The following is a 14,719-nucleotide window of genomic DNA, read 5'->3' as shown; positions in this document are numbered from 1 at the left end:
GCCCGGCGATATCGCGGTGATCGCTTGCGCTCAGGCGAGGCGGCCGGCGACGCCGGCGATATCCTCGGGCGTGGTTCGGCAGCATCCGCCCACCAGCCGGGCCCCGAGTTCACGCCAGACGGCGGTACCTTCTGCCAGGCTTGCGGGCTGCCCGCCCCCGGGGACGGCGACGGCGGGCCCCCATGTTTTGGTGACCGCGTCATAGCTTTCGCCCGAATTCGGATAGGCGATGAGGGGCTTGTCCGTGGCTTCACCGAGGGCGGCCAGGGCAGGGGAAACCAGCTCCAACGGCACACAGTTCACGCCGATTGCCACGACGAGCGGCTGCTCCCCGCAGACCTTGGCCACCTGGGCCAGTGGCGTACCGTCACTGATGTGGCCGCCGTCCCGGAGCGTGAACGAGAGCCAGGACTCGACGTCGAACTCTTCCATCAGGGCCAAAAGGGCCTCTGCCTCCGGCAAAGACGGAATCGTCTCACAGGCCAGAAGGTCGGCGCCCGCCTCCACCAGTGCCGCAATCCGTGGCCGATGGAACTCCATGAACTCGTTTCGGCTGAGGCTGTAATCACCCCGGTATTCCGATCCGTCCGCGAGGTAAGCACCGTAGGGTCCCACCGAACCCGCTATCAGCAGCGGGCCAGCGTCCGGGTTTTCGGCGAGGTGCTCGCGGCGCGCTTCATCGGCCAGCTGCACACTCAACGCCACCCGTTCCAGGGCCGCCTCCTCAGAAATGCCCCGGCGGGCAAATCCGAGCGGGGTGGCCTGGTAGCTCGCTGTGATGGCGATGTTGGCCCCGGCGCGGAAGTAATCGCGGTGAACGCGTTTGACCAGCTGCGGCTGTTCCAGCAGGACCTTGGCCGACCACAAAGGGTCTTCCAGATTGCAGCCGTGCGCTTCAAGCTCCGTGGCCAGGGCGCCATCCACTGTCAGGTCGGCTCCGGCTTCGAGCAGGCGGGAAAGCTTGGTGTTACTGGGCATCGTACGGGCTCCAGGCTGTTCGATTGCTTCTCAAGGTGTGCGGGATAAGCATTTCTTGATGCTTGTAATGATCATCACTATATGCCAGCATGGCATGCAGCAGCCCGTTTGTGAACTGATCAGGAAGAGGATTCCCTTGAAGATTGAAATGAAAGCCGTGCGTAAACTGCGCGTGCACTGGCCCATAGCATCGGAAACCTTCACACGGCTCGCCGAGGGCGATGCGGGAGCACTCAAGGATGAGGCGGGCATCGTGGCCCTGCTCCAGGCCTTGGTTGACTCCCCGGCGCTGGGCGATTTTGGCAACTACCAGCACGTCTTCGAATCAAGTCTGGGTTTCGAGGGGTTTACCTGCACGGAGGGCGCCAATCCGACGCTGGGCAAGGCTGGCCAGCCGACGATCTCACCCACCTTTGTCTTCACGACATATTTCGATGCGGCGCTCGATGATGCTGACGTGGAACTCTTCGTGCAGCACATCGTGGATATCCATCCCTGGGAGGTGCCCGTCATCGAGCTGACAGGGCCGATCAGTGTCTCCAACACCGCCCTTCCGGCAGTCTTTGAAAGCCAGGCCGCATCATGACTCAAGCCACCACCACGACTGCACTGTGGGACAGCCTGGAGCTGCTCCTTGCCGGTAGGTCATTCACCGACCTGACGCACGCATTCCACCCCGGCCAGCCGCATTTCCCGGCCTTCCCCGACGAAGTCAGGGAAGCCGTCTTCGATCTGGAAAAGGGTGACGGCTTCACCGCCCACCGCTATTCCATCATCGGCCAATGGGGAACACACGTTGATCCCCCCTCGCACTTCATCCGCGGCGGACGGACCCTGGACCAGATTCCGGTGGAGGAGATGATCCTTCCGCTCGTCATCCTCGACATCTCCGGACGTGTCACCGCAGACGCCGACGCCACTCCGACGATGGCGGACGTCCAGGCATGGGAAGAGCGCAACGGTGCCATCCCTTCGGGCTCCTTCGTGGCCTTGCGGACAGGGTGGAGCCACCGGTGGCCCTATGCCGGCGCGATGGCAAACAGGGACGACGACGGCGTCAGCCACACGCCGGGGTGGTCGCACGAAGTCCTGTCATTCCTGATCGAGGAGCGTTCAGTCACCGCGGTGGGGCATGAACAAACAGACACAGACCCGGGCCTCGCCACGTCCCGGCAGGACTTCACCCTGGAGACCTACGTCCTGGCGCAGAACCGGTGGCAGATCGAGTTGATGGCGAACCTGGACGGGCTTCCGGAGGCCGGCGCGGCGCTGATCGCCAGCTGGCCCAAGCCTCTGGGCGGAAGCGGCTTTCCTGCCAGGATTGTCGCCATCCACTAGGGCTCACCCGTCCAGTGACTAGAATCGGATCCATGCCTAAAACATCCAGCATGGGCCGGGGAATCATGGCCGTCCTGGCGGTGGGCTCCCGCACCGCAGACGGCCTCCCCGGCGGGACGGTCGCTGACATAGCGGCCGATCTCGGCAAGGACCGCAGCCAGGTTTCGCGCAGCCTGCGGACCGCCCAGCAGGAAGGGTTCCTGGCACGCGGGGACCATCGGTCCTACGCCCTGGACTGGTCGCTCCTGACGGACGCGCAGCTCCTGACTGAGCAGCGCCTGCAGACTGACGGCGTGACCGCACTGGAAGGCCTGGCCGCTGAAACTGATGAAGGATGCTTCCTTGGCATTCTGAGCGGGGACAGCACCGTCACCGTCGGTGAGCGTGTCCCGGCAAGCAGCAACATGGTAGGTTCCTGGCTGGGCCGCCCCTATCCGGCCTACTGCAGCGATGCCGGCCAGGCACTGCTGTGGGAAGCGTCCGACGACGAGGTCAGGACCGTTTTCTCCGGCGTCGCCTTCGTGCGGCACGGCCCCAAGACACCTGTCGACGTCGACGATTTCCTGTCACGGCTGCGCACGGCGCGGGCACGCGGGTACTCCATCGTCGACGAGGAAGCCGAGCCCGGACTGTATTCCCTCGCCGTTCCGATTCGGGACTTCAAGGGCGACGTGGTGGCAGCGCTGCAGACCGTGGGCGCCAAGACCCGCCTGGAGCCACGGCGGGAATCCTGCGCCAAGGCGCTCCAGTCATGGGGAAAATGGCTTGAGTCGACACTGGGCCGGGCCTAGCCGCAGACCGGGCTTTACCCGGCGAGGCCCTTCCGGCCGTCGTTTTCCCGCGCGCGGCCATCGTTGGACCCCAGCCGCTGGCCTGCTGCAGTGAGTGCCGCTGCTATGTCATCGGTGCCGGACTCGATCTCGGCCCGACCACCCAGGACACTGAGGGCGGCAAGTATGGAGCCATCAGCGCGGCGGACGGGAACGGCCAGTTCATAGACTCCGTGCTCGAATTCTTCCTCCGCAAGGATGAAGCCCCGCGCCCTGTCCCGGTCCAACAGTTCGGCGACTTCCTGCGGTGAATGAGCCGCCCCGGGGCCGCCTACTCCGATGAAGTTAACGCCTTCGAGGAGGGCCTCGACGGCAGGCGTCCCGTGGTCCCACAACAAAGCGCGGCCGGAGCCCGTACACCACACCGGCGTGACCATACCGGGCTTCACGAAGCTGCCCGGCACCGCGTCATTGCTCGAGGCCCGCAGGAGAATGACGCGGAACCCCTCGCGGACGGAGACCCTGGCTCTCAGGCCGAAAGAAGCCACCAGAGCCTCCAGCTCGCTCCTGGATTCACGCACCCATCCTGTATTCAACGCTGCTGCCAGGCCGAAAAAACGCGGGCCGGTCCGGAAAGGGCCGCGTTCCACGCGTTCCAACAGGCCCAGCTCACACAGTTCCTGGGTCAGCCGGGAGACCCGGCTTTGTTCCATCTCCAGCTCGGCGGCGAGCTGGGAAACGCCAAGGAGCCGCCTGCCCCACTTCTCCCGGTCTGCAACCAGCCGGACAATCCGAAGTCCCTGGGCCATGGATGACGCTTCCGAGGAGGAATCCACGCTCTACGCTCCTTCCGGCCGACAACTACGCCTATTCTCACATGCCGTCATGGCTTGGTGGCCGGGGACGGAAGTCCCCGGCCACCAAGCCGGTCAGCCCTTCAATTTTTGATGACTGCCTTAGGCAGGCTGGCCGAAGCGTGCCTTGCGCCCGTACTTGAAGTAGAAGAAGGCGTAGCAGACACCCACAAAGGTGACTCCGAAGTAGAGTGCCGCAACCTGGTTCGGGTCATAGGCGATGCCTACCAGCGAAATAAGGCAGAGCGAAAAGGCCAGGATCGGCACCAGCGGGAACAGCGGGGCCCGGTAGGCGAGGGCAGCAACATCGCCGCCGTTCTTGACGAAGGCCCTGCGGTGGAAAAAGTGCGAGGCGGTGATGGACATCCACACTCCGACGACGGCGAATCCTGCCACTGACACCAGCGCGAGGTACACAGTTTCCGGGGCAACGACGCTGCTGATCAGCGAAGCCAGGCCGCCGAGCATGCTGACGGAGAGTGCAATCATCGGGATGCCGCGCCGGGTCAGCTTCTTCAGTGCCTGGGGAGCGTGCCCCTCATCGGCAAGGGAGTACAGCATGCGGGCGCAGGAGAAGAGACCGCTGTTTCCGGCGGAGAGGAGCGCGGTGATGATGACGAAGTTCATGATGTCGGCGGCGAACGGGATGCCGATGGATGAGAAGACCGTCACGAACGGGCTTTCATCAAGTCCGACCTGCTCGAACGGGATGGTGGCGGCGATGACAGCAATGGCCCCGACGAAGAAGATCAGGAGACGGATGACTGTGCTGCGCATAGCTTTGGGGATGCTGGTGGCGGGATCAGTTGTCTCGCCCGCTGCCACACCGATGAGTTCCGAGCCGGAGAAGGCGTAGAACACTGCAAGTGCGGTGACCAGGACCCCGGTGAAGCCGTTGGGGAAGAGACCGCCGGAGGTGTTGAAGTTCTGGAACAGGCTGGGATGGTTGGCCGCCTCGCTGAGCGGGTGGAAGCCGAACAGCGCCGCGCCACCGAAAACGATCAGGACGATGATGGCGCCGACCTTGACGATTGCAAACCAGAACTCGGATTCACCGAAGAACTTCGAAGAAACTGCGTTCAGGCCGAAGAGGACGGCCGCGAAGATGACACACCAGACCCACACGTCGACGCCCGGGAACCAGCGCTGCATCAGGAGGCCGGAGGCGGTGAACTCCGATCCGATGGCTACAGCCCAGCAGAGCCAGTAGAGCCAGGCGGTGGTGAACCCGGTTGCCGGCCCGATCGACCTCGCCGCGTAAATGTGGAAGGCGCCGGAAACCGGATAGGCAATGGCAAGTTCGCCCAGGCAGGCCATCACCAGATACACGACGAAGGCGCCAATGAGATAGGCGAGCACGGCCCCGAGCGGCCCCGCCTGGGAAATGGTGTAGCCCGAGCTGAGGAACAGCCCGGAGCCGATCACCCCGCCCATGGCGATCATCACAAGGTGTCGGGGCCCCATGGACCGCCGGAGCCCGGATTCGGTCGACGAGGATGTATCGGGCCGGGGTTCCAGCCGGACTGGTGACAAAGGTTCCATGGTTTCTCCCAGGTGAGTGGACAGGTCTTGATGCGAAAGGTGGTCACAGCCAACCGCCTGTGGGGCAGGCAATTTCGAAGCTGTGCAGTAACGGTAGTGATGAAACTAACACAGGAAGCCTCATTTGGTCATCAAAAACATTTCGTCATGCGCATGTTGAACGTCATATACGTGAAGGGCACATGTCGGATCGGCACCCAGATGGTCATTCCGCCCAGTCTTTCGGTCAGAATCACATGCACTGACGGACAAGGAATGCGGCCAGCATTGGAGGACCGATGTAACTGATGAAGGAGCACCATGACCACGTACGACATTGCACTGATCGGCTTCGGCGGCGTCAACAGGACGCTCGCCGAATTGATCCCCACTCGCGGTGAGGCACTTCGTTCCGAACTGGGCTTCGGCCTGCGGGTAGTGGCCATCACCGATCTCCGCCTCGGATCCCTGGTCCAGCCCGAAGGTATCGACCTCCCTGTGGTTCTCAACCTGGGCCAGGGCAGCGAAACCTTTGCCGAGTACGGCGGGTCCGCGGACACCAACAACGAATCAGTGATCCGCAACTGCACCGCGAATATCATCTGCGAGGCCACCTTTACGAATCCCGAGGACGGCGAACCTGCAGTCTCCCACGTCCGCTGGGCGCTCGAATCGGGAAAGAGCGTCTGCACGACAAACAAGGGCCCGGTAGCCCTGCGCGGCGCAGAGCTGACATCGCTGGCTGCCCGGAACGGCGTCCACTTTGAGTTCGAGGGCGCTGTCATGAGCGGCACTCCCGTCATCCGCCTGGCCAAGAAGATGTTCGCGGGGCTCAAGCTGAACGGCTTCGAAGGCATCCTCAACGGCACCAGCAACTACGTCCTGGGGCGGATGGAGGCCGGCCTGGATTTCGAAGCCGCCATCAGCGAGGCACAGGCGCTTGGCTACGCGGAAGCAAACCCGGCAGCAGACATCGAAGGTTACGACGTTCAGCTCAAGGTCCTCATCCTCGCCAACGAGCTGCTTGACGCCGGCCTGGAGCTCAAGGACGTTCAGCGCCAGGGGATTTCAACCGTGACGCCGGAGGATATCCGGACTGGCGCCCTTGAGGGACGCCGCTGGAAGCTCGTCGGCTCCGCCCGGCGGAACCCGGACGGGTCCGTGACGGCAGGCGTATCCCCCGTGGCACTCCCCCTCGATCATGGGCTGGCCGGGATTTCCGGCGCTACGAATGCTCTGTCCTTCGACACCGACCTCCTGGGCCCGGTAACAGTCTCGGGACCGGGAGCCGGCCGGGTGGAGACGGCCTACGCACTCCTCTCCGACATCATCACCATGCACGCAGCCAGCACGGAGGTATCCGCAAATGCCTGAATCCACCCAGTTTTCAACCCAAACGGCACTGCCGCAGTTCCGCGAAGTGATGAGCCCGTATGACGGCAGGGTGGTCGGCGTCGTTCCGCTGACCGAACCCACTGCCGGCCAGGCAGCCATCGAAAGAGCCCGCATCGGTGCCCGGAAAGCGGGGGCACTGTCGCGGAACGCACGCGGGAAAATCCTCGACGCCGCCGCAACAGAGATTGAGCAGCGCGCCGAAGAATTCGCGCAAACAATTGTCTGCGAAGCCGGGAAAACGATCCGCCAGGCGCGGAAGGAAGTACTGCGCGCCGTCAATACGCTCCGCCTCTCGGCTGCGGAGGCACGGCGGAACGCAGGCGAGGTCATCCCCTTTGACTCCTACGAGGGCTCAGAGGACCGCACCGGATGGTATTCGCGTGAACCGCTGGGCATCATTGCGGCAATCACTCCGTTCAACGATCCGCTCAACCTCGTGGCACACAAGATCGGCCCCGCCATCGCGGGAGGAAACGCCGTGATCCTCAAGCCATCTGCGCTGACTCCCCTGTCGGCCGAGTTGCTCACGGACGTCCTGGTCAGCTCCGGGCTCCCGCCGGAGGCGCTCACCATCGTGCACGGCGACCGGGAAGTGGCCGAAACCATCATCAGGTCCCGGGACGTACGGATGGTTTCCTTCACCGGCGGGTTCTCCACCGGTGAAAGTATCGCCAGGACCGCAGGCCTGAAGAAGCTGTCCATGGATCTTGGCGGAAACGCGCCCGTCATCGTCCTCGAGGATGCCCAGATCGACAAGGCGGTGGAATCCTGCGTCTCCGGAGCGTTTTGGGCCGCCGGCCAGAACTGCGTGGGCGTGCAGCGGATCCTGGTAGCCGCTCCGGTGTACGACGCGTTCCGCCGGCGCTTCCTGGCGGCAGCGGCACAGCTGGTTGCTGGAGATCCCTTCGATGAACGGACGGATGTCGGACCGATGATCAGCAGCGGCGCACTGCATGAGCTCCAGGCCAAGCTGGACCAGGCCCTCGACGCCGGCGCCGTCCTTCTCACGGGTAATGTCACGGAGGGCAATCTGCTGCACCCCACCGTCCTGGAAGCGGTCCCGGCAGACAGCCGGCTGTGGAAGGAGGAGGTATTCGGGCCTGTGGTCATGTTGCGCAGATTCGACACCTTCGAAGAAGCCATCGAAATCGCCAACGACATCGAATTCAGTCTCCATGCGGGTATCTTCACCGACTCCCTGGCCGCGGCCATGGACGCAGCCCGGCAGCTTGAAGCAGGCGGCGTGATGATCAACGACTCCTCTGACTACCGGTTCGACGGCATGCCCTTCGGCGGGGCGAAGTACGGGAGCATGGGCCGGGAGGGCGTCCGGTTCGCCTACGAGGAGATGACCCAGCCGAAGGTCGTCTGCATCCGGAACTGATGGACGGGAGGGGCACGACCAGCGTGTTGGGCCCCTCCAGTTTCTTCAACCTAGCGGCTGCCCCGCCTGATGAGGCTGGACAGCGTCATGGCCGTCACCGTGTCAGCGACACCGGGAATCGCCGCGATCTGCTCCCAGATCTCCTGGACCCTCTCCAGCGACCGGGCCTCGACCCTCACCAGCAGGTCAAAGTCACCGCTCACCACATCGCACAGAACCACTTCCGGGATCGACCTTAACACCGTGACGACGTCCGCTCCCCGCACCCTGTCCTTCCGGTAAACCATCAGGAAGGCTGACACCTGGCCCTGGGCGGAAGGACCGGCAACGATCGTGTACCCCTGGATGTAACCCTGCCGTTCCATCCGTTCCACCCGTTGCCGCACTGCATTCCTTGACAGAAGGACTTTGGCCGCCAGCTCTGCATGGCTCACGCGGGCGTTCTGCGTGAGCTCCGCAAGAATTTTTTGGTCTATCTGGTCAAGGCTCACTCGATCAATGCCTACCCTTCACCGCAACTGTCCCGCACCACCGGAACGGGACCAACTCCAAGCCCGAAAGCCCCTGAGGAAAAATGACGCTTCTGCACCAGACCCGGCTCCCTCTTAGTGACATCAGCTGCATTCTGTTCGACATGGACGGAACGCTGCTGGATTCAGCGCCCGGTGTGACAGCGAGTGCTGCCGCGGCTCTGGCGGCTGTAGGCGCGCCGGTCCCGTCGATGAAAAAACTGCGTCGCTTCGTAGGGCCGCCGATGATTGAATCCTTCAGAAAGGTTCCCAGCTGGATGACAAAACCGCCCAACGGGCCCTCCAATGCTATCGCCAAGAGTATGCCGATCACGGACGCCTCCGAGGCTTCACAGGCTGCCGCGGTGGCCCGCTCCCCCTCAGGCCTGCTGCCCCTGATCCTGAACAACCGCCGTCGGCCGGAGCAAATCTGAAGGTGCGTGGCCGAACCGTTGGCGGAAGGCCCGGCTGAAGTGCGCCGGGTCCGAGAATCCCCAGGTAACGAACAAGTCCGTCAGCGTGCCGTGATGTTTTCCGCTCAACAGACTCTCCCTGATCTGGTTCAGGCGTTGTTGCCAGACCCAGCCCATCACCGTCTCGCCATCAGCTGCGAAAGCGCGGTGGATGCTGCTCGGGGACAAGTGGAGCTCGCTTGCGATGGATTTGATACTCAGGGATTCGTCGCCCAGGTTCTGAAGGATGTGGGTCTGGATGAGCTTGCGGCGGGAGAAACGGTGCACGTCCGGGACACCTCGGGCGATGCCGCCCAGGCCGGCAACGATCAGGTGCTCCACGCCTTGGGAGACCGATAAGGCAATGTCCGGGGACAGCGCGTCGATATCGTTCGCTAAAAACTGGATTGTATTGACCAGCAGCCGTGCAGCCCCCGGGTCCGCGTTCACTGCCAGCGCCGTTAGTCCTGCAGCCTCGGGCAGGTGCCGCTCCAAAGCGGCTCTTGGCAGGCGGATCACGAGTTGCTCAAAGTGGTCGGTCAGCAGGAGTGAATACGGTCGGGTGGTGTCATAGAGCGCGAACCCGCCGTTGTGGATGGCCGCCGAACGCCCATCCTGTGTCACCAGGCATGCGCCTTCGGTTTGCATGCCCACCAGATAATAGTCATCCGAGGAAGCCCGGATGGCAGCCGGTGTGCGGTGCACGGATTGCGCGGAGGCACGCACCCGCGCCAAATCCAGTGACGCCAACGACTGGACGACTATTTCACCGTCTATTGACTCGCGTCCGTCACCCGCCCTGCATTCGAGGTCGACGAAAGTATCAGAAACGCTCTCAGTCCAGAATGAAACACTGTTCCGGGGAGACACCGCCGCTGTGCTCACAACCTTGGCCATGCCTAATCCTACTGCCCCCTTGCACCCCTTCCAGGGCCGGCTTGGCAGGGCCGATGCGGTGGAAGCAACATGACACTCGCAGTCAATGATCCTGCGATCTTCGATCAAGACCCCCTCAGGATTGAGGCCTAGCGTGGAGCACACATCCACCTTCGTGACTAGGTCACATGCTTTAGGAGATCGCCATGAACCACCCCCAGTTCAAAGCAGCAGTCGTTCAGGCAGCACCAGTATTCCTCGACCTGGACAAGACCATTGATAAAACAATTGCCCTGATCGAGGACGCCGCCCGTAACGGCGCCGGGATGATTGCGTTCCCCGAGACCTGGCTCCCGGGTTATCCGTGGTACGCCTGGCTGGATGCTCCGGCTCTGTGGCTGCCGCAGTACACGCAGCGATACTTCGATAATTCCCTCGAGTACGGAACACCGCAGGCTGAGCGGATCTCCAAGGCAGCCAAGGACAACAACATCATGGTCGGCATGGGCCTGAGCGAACGAAGCGGCGGCAGCCTGTACATCGCCCAGTGGTTCATCGACAGCGACGGGCAGACCATCTCCCAGCGGCGTAAGCTCAAGCCGACCCACGTGGAGCGCACCATCTTCGGCGAAGGCGACGGAAGCGACCTCGCCGTCTGGGACACGGCACTGGGCCGGGTGGGCGGACTCTGCTGCTGGGAGCACCTGCAGCCGCTGTCCAAATACGCCATGTACGCCCAGAACGAGCAGGTCCATGTGGCCGCATGGCCGAGTTTTTCCCTCTACGAGGGCGGCGCCTACGCCCTCGGCCCCGAGGTCAACACCTCCGCCTCGCGGATCTACGCGGTCGAGGGCCAGTGTTTCGTCCTGGCTCCGTGCGCCACCGTATCGCAGGACATGGTGGACGAAATGTGCACCACGGAACTGCAGAAGGCACTTCTGAAGACCGGCGGCGGACATGCCCGCATCTTCGGACCAGACGGCCAGCAACTCCACGAGTCCCTTCCGGCAGACGAAGAAGGCCTCGTCTATGCCGAGATCGATCTGGGCCTGATATCGGTGTCGAAGGCTGTTGGGGACCCGGCGGGCCACTACTCCCGCGCCGATGTCACGCAGCTGGTCCACAACCAGACTCCTCGACGCGCCGTCATCGAAACAGCCCCGCAGGCGGAGAAAGCATCCGCTCCGGAGATGCCGCGCAACGTCGAAGAGCCGGCCCTTCCGGCAATGGCGGGACTCTAGATGGCACCCGGGCCCGGCGGGCTGGAACCGGCCATGGAATCTTCAATCCCGGCGCACCTGACTGTCAAACGGACGCGCACTAAGCGGGTGGGCGAAAACTACACGCCTCCCTACCCGTCCTACTCCGTGCGATTCGCGGAAGGCGTCAGCAATCTTGTCTGCGCCTTCTTAGGTGTCCAAAGCAAACAACCGCTGTCCCGGGAGGCGAAGGCAGCCTCCGATGGAATGTGGGAGCTGTGCGCACGCGATGACGGACCGATATCCCGTGAGCACGCCGTCCACACGGACGAACAAGGCTTCGACAACCAGGTCATCATTGCCTATTGGGACGACGCTGAGGCCTACGGGCGATGGTTTCAGGAGCACCGCGACGCACTCATCGGCGCCGGCCTGGAGCCTGCGGGGCATGGCCGCTGGATCGAAGCATTTGCCCCGGAAGCACGCGGGTTTGAGACCCTGTACTCGTCCAACACCTTCCCGGAAGGCGCCGCCCGGGTGGCCACTGGAGCGTACAGCGGCGAAATCCAGGAACACGGCTACTGGGGAAGCATGCGTGACCGCCTGCCGATTGCGCAAACGGAAGCCCTTGAGCCTGCCGGCGACCCGTTCATCCCCGACAACTCCGGGATTGTCAGGGTGGAACCGCACCACAACCTCGCCGTCATCCGTTCCGGCCAGGACTGGAGCCTTTGTGAAGATTCAGAACTGGCATCCTATTTCGGCGACGTGGAACCCCAGCTGAAGGCCGGCATGGACTTCCTGACAACGGAGGGTGCGTCCATCGGCTGCTACGCGAACAGGTACATGACGAGCAGCGACGGGGACGGCACAGTCCTTGAACAGAGCTTCGGCCTGAGCTTCTGGCACAGCCTGGAAGACATGGAACGGTGGGCGGAATCGCATCCGACCCACGTCGCCATCTTCATGGCTGCCATGAAATTCCTGCAGGCAAACGCGGGGGCCAAGCTCCGGCTTAGCCATGAAGTGGCAGTGGTCTCACGCGACCAGCAGTACTACGAGTACAACAATTGCCACTCCACAACAGGCATTCTCGGTGCCGGCAGGGCTTTGCGAGTTGGTCACGCCTGAACCCACGGAAGTGATAACCAAGGTCCGGCATTATGCGTCCTGGTGTCATCCCTCCGGTGTTATGCCTCAGGCCGGGTGGCGTGGCCCAGGATGTGGGAAACCGGGGGAACCAGCGGGTGGACGGCGAAGCCGAAGCGCTGGTAGTCCCGGACATTGAACCCTGCTGCTGCGATGGCATTGAGGGTGTCCCGGTTGGGATGGCAGCCGCCGGCGATCGAGCCCCAGGCAGGCGTGAGGAGGTCCTCGGCTTTGCCGAGCAGCCGGTGCCCGGAGCGGACGTGTTCGTAGAAGGCCAGGGTTCCGCCGGGGCGCAGGACCCGTCGGATCTCGTTGAGGACCGCATTCTGGTCGGCGACGCTGCAGAGCACCAGGCTTGCGACGACGGCGTCCGCACTCCCGTCGTCGGCCGGGATCTGCTCCGCGGCGGCAGCCAGGACCCTGACAGGAACCGGCGCCGACGCGGCAGCCTCCGCGGCCAGGCTTCTGAGGTAGTCATCCGGCTCCAGGGCAATGACCTGGGTGACAGCCGCGGGATACAGTCCGAAGGCGGATCCGTCGCCGGAACCGATCTCGATCACGGTCCCCTGGAGCCCGGCCAGCAAGGCGCGGCGGTGTTCCGTGCCGCCGCGCCGGTTCATATTTCCCACCGCACGGGCGTAGGCGCGCGCAAAGCGGGGATGTTGCAGCCGAGAGAGATCGCCGTTATCCGTGCCCATGTTCACCCCTGATCGCCCTGCCGGACGGTACTGGCCATGCTTCCATCGTCATTCTGCTGCCACAAGTCTGCTTGCGGGCGCTAGAGCAGGCTTGCCAGGGCAAGGCCTCCGGCAGCCGCAGCGATGGCCGCAACCGCGGTGCCGATCCCGTTCAGGAGAGCCAGTCCGGTGCGGCCGGACTGGACGAGGCGTACAGTCTCGAAGCTGGCCGTGCTGAATGTGGTGTATCCGCCCAAGAACCCGGTGCCTGCAATGGCCTGGAGTTCAGGGGGTGCCGCATGGACGATCACGGCACCGGCCACCAGGCCCAGCAGGAAGGACCCCGTGACGTTGATGGCGATGGTGGCCACGGGCAGGGCGGTGCGGAGCCTGGAACGGATCAGCCCGTCGACGACAAAGCGGGTTCCGGCGCCAAGTCCCCCGGCGAGTCCCAGCAAAAGAATGGTGACGGCGTTCACTGGTTGCTCCCGGACTGGTTGGGGCGCGGCCGGTCCGGACGAACGGTTGCATCCTGGTGCCGGGCGGTCATGCTGCTGTGGTGGCCGGCGGCGGCCCGGATCCCTGCCAACGTTGCCACGGCGCCCCCGATCAACGTGGCGGCGACATAGACCAAAGCATCGGTACCCCGGCCTGCCCCTAGCAAGGTGTTCGTTTCCAGGGCCAGAGTGCTGTAGGTCGTAAATCCGCCCATGAAGCCTGTGCCCGCAAGCAGACGGATCATCCTGAGCTTGCCCGCGTCGGGACCGCGGCGGGCCAGGGCTTCAAGCAGGACGCCGAGCAGGAAGGCCCCGGCCAGGTTAATGACCAGCGTGGGCAGCGGCCAGCCGTCCGGGGAAGGCAAAACCCTGCTCAGGCCGTAACGGGCCAAGGTTCCAAACACACCCCCGGCGATGACAATCATCACGAACCCGGGGTGCAGGTGCACCGGCCGATGCGACCTTGGGGCAACGGGCGTCCCCCCGTCCTCCTCCGCGTTGGTTCCGGTATGGCTTGTCGCCGCGGCGGCCTCGGGGACTGGCGGTTCCATCAGTGGCCCTCCTGCCGCTGGTGCCTGTCATGCCCGGAGAGCGGGACGACCAGGACGGGCCGGTGCTGTTGGTGCGTGAGGTGGACCCCCACCGAACCGACGAGCAGTTCCTCGAACCTGGCTCCAAGGCCGCGTTCGCGGGTGCCCACGACGATGACAGAGGCGTCCGCTGATTCGGCCAGCCGTCCCAGGGCCCGGGCCGGGTCCCCGGCAAGCGTGCGGAAGGACCAGGTGATCCCCATACCGTCCAGGGCGTGTTGCAGGCGTTCCCTGATGCCTTGGCTGATTCCTTCGATATCGTCGTCGACGCCGTCAGGGTCGATCGGCCGGGCCTCAACGCGGCCGTCCGGTTCCTCTGAAAGGTAGGTGGTGACGTCGACGTAGGCGCAGATGAGTTTGACGTTCAGGCTGTAAGCGAGTTCAGCAGCGCGCTGCGTGACCGTCAGCGGCTGGCCGGGCACAACACCCATCAGCACCGGCCCGGTTATCCGGCGTGCGGCAATGGCTGTGTCCAAATCTGATGGGTCCATACTGCAGATTCTTGCAAACAATTCCTGCATGCACGCCCA

At 63.8% G+C, this 14,719-nt stretch carries 17 protein-coding genes; 8 read left to right on the top strand and 9 right to left on the bottom strand.

Features of this window, described 5'->3' with window-relative positions:
• Positions 1-30: 30 nt before the first annotated feature.
• The gene (mmuM, locus tag QFZ40_RS03375; protein ID WP_306902844.1) at positions 31-978 is read right to left on the bottom strand and encodes a homocysteine S-methyltransferase; all 948 of its coding nucleotides are present in this window, start codon (positions 976-978) and stop codon (positions 31-33) included.
• A 136-nt stretch (positions 979-1,114) separates the two neighbouring features.
• Between mmuM and QFZ40_RS03370 the strand changes: the two genes are divergently transcribed.
• The 3 genes from QFZ40_RS03370 to QFZ40_RS03360 are packed head-to-tail and all read left to right on the top strand — an operon-like array spanning position 1,115 to position 3,107.
• Positions 1,115-1,564 (top strand): hypothetical protein, encoded by a 450-nt coding sequence (locus QFZ40_RS03370; protein ID WP_306902843.1) that lies wholly within the window; start codon positions 1,115-1,117, stop codon positions 1,562-1,564.
• A complete protein-coding gene (locus tag QFZ40_RS03365; RefSeq protein ID WP_306902842.1) occupies positions 1,561-2,316 on the top strand; it encodes a cyclase family protein in 756 nt (251 codons plus the stop codon). Before QFZ40_RS03370 ends, QFZ40_RS03365 begins: the two co-directional genes overlap by 4 nt.
• Positions 2,317-2,348: 32 nt before the next feature.
• A complete protein-coding gene (locus QFZ40_RS03360; protein WP_306902841.1) occupies positions 2,349-3,107 on the top strand; it encodes an IclR family transcriptional regulator in 759 nt (252 codons plus the stop codon).
• Between the two features lie 14 nt (positions 3,108-3,121).
• Here QFZ40_RS03360 and QFZ40_RS03355 read toward each other — a convergent pair whose 3' ends face one another.
• Positions 3,122-3,922, bottom strand: a complete 801-nt coding sequence (locus QFZ40_RS03355) for an IclR family transcriptional regulator (RefSeq protein ID WP_306902839.1) — start codon at positions 3,920-3,922, stop codon at positions 3,122-3,124.
• Positions 3,923-4,042: 120 nt separating this feature from the next.
• Positions 4,043-5,482 carry an amino acid permease gene (locus QFZ40_RS03350; protein WP_306902837.1) on the bottom strand — a complete coding sequence of 480 codons (1,440 nt, stop codon included), beginning with the start codon at positions 5,480-5,482 and terminating at the stop codon, positions 4,043-4,045.
• A 300-nt stretch (positions 5,483-5,782) separates the two neighbouring features.
• Here QFZ40_RS03350 and QFZ40_RS03345 point away from each other — a divergent pair, with 300 nt between their 5' ends.
• Positions 5,783-6,835: a homoserine dehydrogenase gene (locus QFZ40_RS03345; RefSeq protein ID WP_306902836.1), complete on the top strand. Its 1,053-nt coding sequence runs from the start codon at positions 5,783-5,785 to the stop codon at positions 6,833-6,835.
• Complete coding sequence (locus QFZ40_RS03340; RefSeq protein ID WP_306902834.1) at positions 6,828-8,240, top strand: aldehyde dehydrogenase family protein; 1,413 nt, start codon at positions 6,828-6,830, stop codon at positions 8,238-8,240. The genes QFZ40_RS03345 and QFZ40_RS03340 overlap by 8 nt, the downstream gene beginning before the upstream one ends.
• Before the next feature lie 50 nt (positions 8,241-8,290).
• Here QFZ40_RS03340 and QFZ40_RS03335 read toward each other — a convergent pair whose 3' ends face one another.
• Positions 8,291-8,740 carry an Lrp/AsnC family transcriptional regulator gene (locus tag QFZ40_RS03335; protein WP_306906805.1) on the bottom strand — a complete coding sequence of 150 codons (450 nt, stop codon included), beginning with the start codon at positions 8,738-8,740 and terminating at the stop codon, positions 8,291-8,293.
• Positions 8,741-8,814: 74 nt separating this feature from the next.
• Between QFZ40_RS03335 and QFZ40_RS03330 the strand changes: the two genes are divergently transcribed.
• Positions 8,815-9,183 carry an HAD hydrolase-like protein gene (locus QFZ40_RS03330; protein WP_306902833.1) on the top strand — a complete coding sequence of 123 codons (369 nt, stop codon included), beginning with the start codon at positions 8,815-8,817 and terminating at the stop codon, positions 9,181-9,183.
• Here QFZ40_RS03330 and QFZ40_RS03325 read toward each other — a convergent pair.
• On the bottom strand, positions 9,130-10,098 hold the full coding sequence (locus tag QFZ40_RS03325; protein ID WP_306902832.1) for a helix-turn-helix domain-containing protein: 969 nt from the start codon (positions 10,096-10,098) through the stop codon (positions 9,130-9,132). The two genes, QFZ40_RS03330 and QFZ40_RS03325, sit on opposite strands and share 54 nt — an antisense overlap.
• 185 nt (positions 10,099-10,283) lie before the next feature.
• Between QFZ40_RS03325 and QFZ40_RS03320 the strand changes: the two genes are divergently transcribed.
• Both QFZ40_RS03320 and QFZ40_RS03315 read left to right on the top strand, forming a co-directional pair.
• Positions 10,284-11,318 (top strand): carbon-nitrogen hydrolase family protein, encoded by a 1,035-nt coding sequence (locus QFZ40_RS03320; protein ID WP_306902831.1) that lies wholly within the window; start codon positions 10,284-10,286, stop codon positions 11,316-11,318.
• A 33-nt stretch (positions 11,319-11,351) separates the two neighbouring features.
• Complete coding sequence (locus QFZ40_RS03315; RefSeq protein WP_306902830.1) at positions 11,352-12,407, top strand: phenylacetaldoxime dehydratase family protein; 1,056 nt, start codon at positions 11,352-11,354, stop codon at positions 12,405-12,407.
• Positions 12,408-12,466: 59 nt separating this feature from the next.
• Here the strand turns inward: QFZ40_RS03315 and QFZ40_RS03310 are convergent, their stop codons facing one another.
• The 4 genes from QFZ40_RS03310 to QFZ40_RS03295 form a co-directional block, all read right to left on the bottom strand.
• Positions 12,467-13,123 carry a class I SAM-dependent methyltransferase gene (locus QFZ40_RS03310; RefSeq protein WP_306902829.1) on the bottom strand — a complete coding sequence of 219 codons (657 nt, stop codon included), beginning with the start codon at positions 13,121-13,123 and terminating at the stop codon, positions 12,467-12,469.
• A gap of 80 nt (positions 13,124-13,203) precedes the next feature.
• On the bottom strand, positions 13,204-13,581 hold the full coding sequence (crcB, locus tag QFZ40_RS03305) for a fluoride efflux transporter CrcB (RefSeq protein ID WP_306902828.1): 378 nt from the start codon (positions 13,579-13,581) through the stop codon (positions 13,204-13,206).
• Positions 13,578-14,150, bottom strand: a complete 573-nt coding sequence (locus tag QFZ40_RS03300; RefSeq protein ID WP_306902826.1) for a fluoride efflux transporter FluC — start codon at positions 14,148-14,150, stop codon at positions 13,578-13,580. The genes crcB and QFZ40_RS03300 overlap by 4 nt, the downstream gene beginning before the upstream one ends.
• Positions 14,150-14,680 carry a universal stress protein gene (locus tag QFZ40_RS03295; protein ID WP_306902825.1) on the bottom strand — a complete coding sequence of 177 codons (531 nt, stop codon included), beginning with the start codon at positions 14,678-14,680 and terminating at the stop codon, positions 14,150-14,152. The genes QFZ40_RS03300 and QFZ40_RS03295 overlap by 1 nt, the downstream gene beginning before the upstream one ends.
• Positions 14,681-14,719 lie beyond the last annotated feature (39 nt).

The sequence above is a fragment of the Arthrobacter pascens genome, from assembly GCF_030816475.1.
Taxonomy (GTDB): domain Bacteria; phylum Actinomycetota; class Actinomycetes; order Actinomycetales; family Micrococcaceae; genus Arthrobacter; species Arthrobacter pascens_B.
The sequence above is the reverse complement of the archived record's forward strand: the minus strand, read 5'-3'. Positions and strand labels throughout refer to the sequence as shown.

Excerpts from the sequence above, each read along its gene's own strand:
- mmuM (WP_306902844.1), bottom strand. The coding sequence starts at position 978 with ATGCCCAGTAACACCAAGCTTTCCCGCCTGCTCGAAGCCGGAGCCGAC.
- QFZ40_RS03320 (WP_306902831.1), top strand. The coding sequence starts at position 10,284 with ATGAACCACCCCCAGTTCAAAGCAGCAGTCGTTCAGGCAGCACCAGTA.
- QFZ40_RS03310 (WP_306902829.1), bottom strand. The coding sequence starts at position 13,123 with ATGGGCACGGATAACGGCGATCTCTCTCGGCTGCAACATCCCCGCTTT.
- QFZ40_RS03330 (WP_306902833.1), top strand. The coding sequence starts at position 8,815 with ATGACGCTTCTGCACCAGACCCGGCTCCCTCTTAGTGACATCAGCTGC.
- QFZ40_RS03345 (WP_306902836.1), top strand. The coding sequence starts at position 5,783 with ATGACCACGTACGACATTGCACTGATCGGCTTCGGCGGCGTCAACAGG.
- QFZ40_RS03360 (WP_306902841.1), top strand. The coding sequence starts at position 2,349 with ATGCCTAAAACATCCAGCATGGGCCGGGGAATCATGGCCGTCCTGGCG.
- QFZ40_RS03340 (WP_306902834.1), top strand. The coding sequence starts at position 6,828 with ATGCCTGAATCCACCCAGTTTTCAACCCAAACGGCACTGCCGCAGTTC.
- QFZ40_RS03350 (WP_306902837.1), bottom strand. The coding sequence starts at position 5,482 with ATGGAACCTTTGTCACCAGTCCGGCTGGAACCCCGGCCCGATACATCC.
- QFZ40_RS03365 (WP_306902842.1), top strand. The coding sequence starts at position 1,561 with ATGACTCAAGCCACCACCACGACTGCACTGTGGGACAGCCTGGAGCTG.
- QFZ40_RS03295 (WP_306902825.1), bottom strand. The coding sequence starts at position 14,680 with ATGGACCCATCAGATTTGGACACAGCCATTGCCGCACGCCGGATAACC.
- QFZ40_RS03325 (WP_306902832.1), bottom strand. The coding sequence starts at position 10,098 with ATGGCCAAGGTTGTGAGCACAGCGGCGGTGTCTCCCCGGAACAGTGTT.
- QFZ40_RS03300 (WP_306902826.1), bottom strand. The coding sequence starts at position 14,150 with ATGGAACCGCCAGTCCCCGAGGCCGCCGCGGCGACAAGCCATACCGGA.
- QFZ40_RS03315 (WP_306902830.1), top strand. The coding sequence starts at position 11,352 with ATGGAATCTTCAATCCCGGCGCACCTGACTGTCAAACGGACGCGCACT.